This is a genomic window from Nostoc cf. edaphicum LEGE 07299 (assembly GCF_015207245.1).
GTDB lineage: Bacteria > Cyanobacteriota > Cyanobacteriia > Cyanobacteriales > Nostocaceae > Nostoc > Nostoc edaphicum_B.
The window spans coordinates 1-3,175 of record NZ_JADEXF010000771.1 but is presented as its reverse complement, the minus strand read 5'-3'; the positions used below and the strand labels follow the sequence as shown (position 1 = coordinate 3,175).

At 42.6% G+C, this 3,175-nt stretch carries 1 protein-coding gene; it reads left to right on the top strand.

What is annotated here, in order from left to right:
* On the top strand, window positions 1-3,060 hold a 3,060-nt coding region (locus IQ229_RS20415), incomplete at its 5' end, for a GAF domain-containing protein (RefSeq protein ID WP_194046868.1).
* Between the last annotated feature and the right edge of the window lie 115 nt (window positions 3,061-3,175).

Below are 3,175 nucleotides of genomic sequence, written 5' to 3'. Positions count from 1 at the left end.
CCTGCTGATGATATTCCACCTACTGCTCGTGAACTATTTATTAAATTACGGGTGCGTTCTGTTGTTAATGTTGATACTCAAGAGATTGGTCAAAGTCACCTCCATGACTTGGAAAATGGAGAAACTATATCAGAGGAGATCCGTTACCGCCCTGTAGACCCATGTCATGTTGAATATTTGACGGCAATGGGGGTAAAGTCTTCTGTAGTAGCGCCTATTATCTATCAAGAGCAACTTTGGGGGCTACTAGTGTCTCATAATTCTGAAGCGCGTTTGATTTCAGAATATGAACTAGAAGCAGTACAAATGGTAGTCGAGCAGCTGTCAGTGGCGATCGCTCAAAGTACCCTGCTCACTCAAGTCCGCAAAACAGCCGAACGGGAAGCTATCATTAACCGCATTGCTACCCTACTACATTCATTACCGACAATTGTATTACAACCAGCCCTAGAAGCAGCTGTTGCCGCCTTTAATGGAGTTGGTGGCAGGCTTTGCATTAGAAATGCAGCTTTTGATTCCCATAATGGCAACATGAGCAGCTTAACAGAATGTTTAATACCAGGAAACACTTGTGCCAAGCTTTATGTCTGTGGGCAGCAACCTGTGATGCCAGAACAAACCATATATCCATTGATAGAGCAGTATAGCGTCTGGCAGGAACACTACAAGTCTGGGAAATACGATACTTGGGCGATTTCAGATATATATCAAACTCCTAGCTTACGAAGTTTGCAACCCGCTTTTCAAGCAACTAAAATTCGCAGTATGTTGATGATCCCACTTCAGTATCGTCAGCAATTACTGGGCTATTTAAGTATTTTTCGCAACGAAATAGATACAGAAACCCTATGGGCGGGGCAGTATGACAGCGATCAAAGGCAGCTTTACCCTCGTTTATCGTTTGAGGTTTGGCGCGAATCTAAAAAAGCACAAGCTCAAAAATGGACAGTCGAAGAAATTGATCTAGCTACAGACATCGGTAAACACTTTGCTTCAGCAATTCAGCAGTATGAACTATACCAACAAGTGCAAGCCTTTAATGAAAATTTAGAACACCAAGTTAAAAGGCGCACACTTGAATTACAACGGACAGCTGAACAACAACAGGCTGTGTTTAAAGTTATTGCCGAGATTCGAGAATCTCTTGACACAGATATTATTTTTCAAACCACAACTAAAGAAGTTTGTCAATTAATCAAAGCTGATCGCGTTTCTGTTTATCGTTTCGATGCTAATTGGGGTGGTGAATTTGTCGGGGATTTTGAGGCTGCTAGTCCATACTGGTCGAATGAGTCGGAACTAGGTATTAACACAATTTGGAATGACACCTACTTACAAGACACAGAAGGAGGACGTTACCGCCACAATGAAACATTTGCAGTCGATGACATCTACAAGATGGGGTTTGCTCAGTGTCATATCGACAATCTAGAGCAGTTCCAAATTCATGCTTTTGTGCTTGCGCCGATTTTTGTTGGGCAAAAACTTTGGGGTTTGCTAGCAACTTATCAACACACTGGCTCCCGGCAATGGAAAACTTCTGAAGTTAACTTCCTCAGTCAGATTGCCGCCCAAATGGGCGTAGCACTCCAGCAAGCTGATTTACTCTCTCAGACACAACAGCAGACATTAGATTTGCAACAAGTAGCAGAACAACAACGGGTATTGTTTGAAGTTGTGGCGAAAGTTAGAGAATCTCTCGATCTAGATGCGATTTTTCAGACAACTACCCAAGAAATCTGTAAATCACTACAAGCAGATCGAGTTGCAGTCTATCGCTTTCATGCTGATTGGAGTGGTGAATATATCGCCGAGTTTGTGGGTGATAACTGGTTAAAGTTAGTAGATTCAGATACCAAGACAGTTTGGCAAGATAGCTATTTACAAGAAACCCAAGGTGGGCGATATCGTCACAATGAAACCTTTGTAGTCGATGACATCTATGAAGCTGGCCACTCTCAATGCCATGTTACGGCTTTAGAGCAAATTCAAGCAAGAGCTTATGCGATCGCACCTATATTTATCGGGCAACAGCTATGGGGCTTATTAGCAGCTTACCAGAATTCTGCACCCCGCCATTGGGAAGCCTCGGAAATTAAATTTATTACTCAAATTGCCAATCAGCTTGGGGTTGCACTCCAACAAGCGCAATTACATAATCAAACTAAAGAGCAGACGCAAAAGCTAGCTCAAGCTTTGCATGATTTACAGCAAACTCAAACCCAACTGATCCAAACTGAGAAAATGTCTTCATTAGGTCAATTGGTAGCTGGTGTGGCTCACGAAATTAATAACCCCGTGAACTTCATTTATGGCAACATCAATCATGTCAACGATTACACCCAAGATTTACTCAGTATCCTAGACCTTTATTTGCAAAATACTCCCAACCCTAGTCCTGAAATTAGCGATCGCGCACTCGATATCGACTTAGAATTTATCATGGAGGATTTGCCCAAAACTCTATCTTCCATGAAAATTGGGGTCGATCGCATTCGGCAGATTGTCTTGGGTTTACGGAATTTCTCTCGCCTTGACGAAGCAGAAAAAAAACCAGTTGATATTCATGAGGGCATTGATAGTACCTTGCTAATTTTGCAGCATCGCTTGAAAGCAAAACCAGAAAGTCCGGCGATTCAATTAGTCAAAGAATATACTAACCTTCCTTTAGTGGAGTGCTATGCCGGGCCGCTAAATCAGGTATTTATGAATGTTTTAAGCAATGCGATCGATGCTTTAGAAGATTACACGGAATCTCAATCAAATTCCCATAGCAGTCAAATTACCATTCGTACTGCGATTGGAGAGCTTGAAGGTAATATCAAAAGCGTAGTAATTCGCATTGCAGATAATGGCCCAGGAATACCCGAAGCTCTCAGAGCAAGAATCTGCGACCCCTTTTTTACAACTAAGCCAGTGGGAAAAGGCACTGGTTTGGGGTTATCAATTAGTTACCAGATTGTCGTAGATAAACACGGCGGTGTGTTGAAATGTGATTCTCAACCTGGGTTAGGTACAGAATTTTGGATTGAAATTCCGATTAAACAAATTCGTCATTAGTCATTTGTCATTGGTCATATCAAGTCCGCTTGATTACTTATTAAACCCGAAGAACCCCACCCCCGCCAAAGCTATGCTTTGTCTCCCCTCCCCGCTTGCGGGGAGGGGCTGGGGG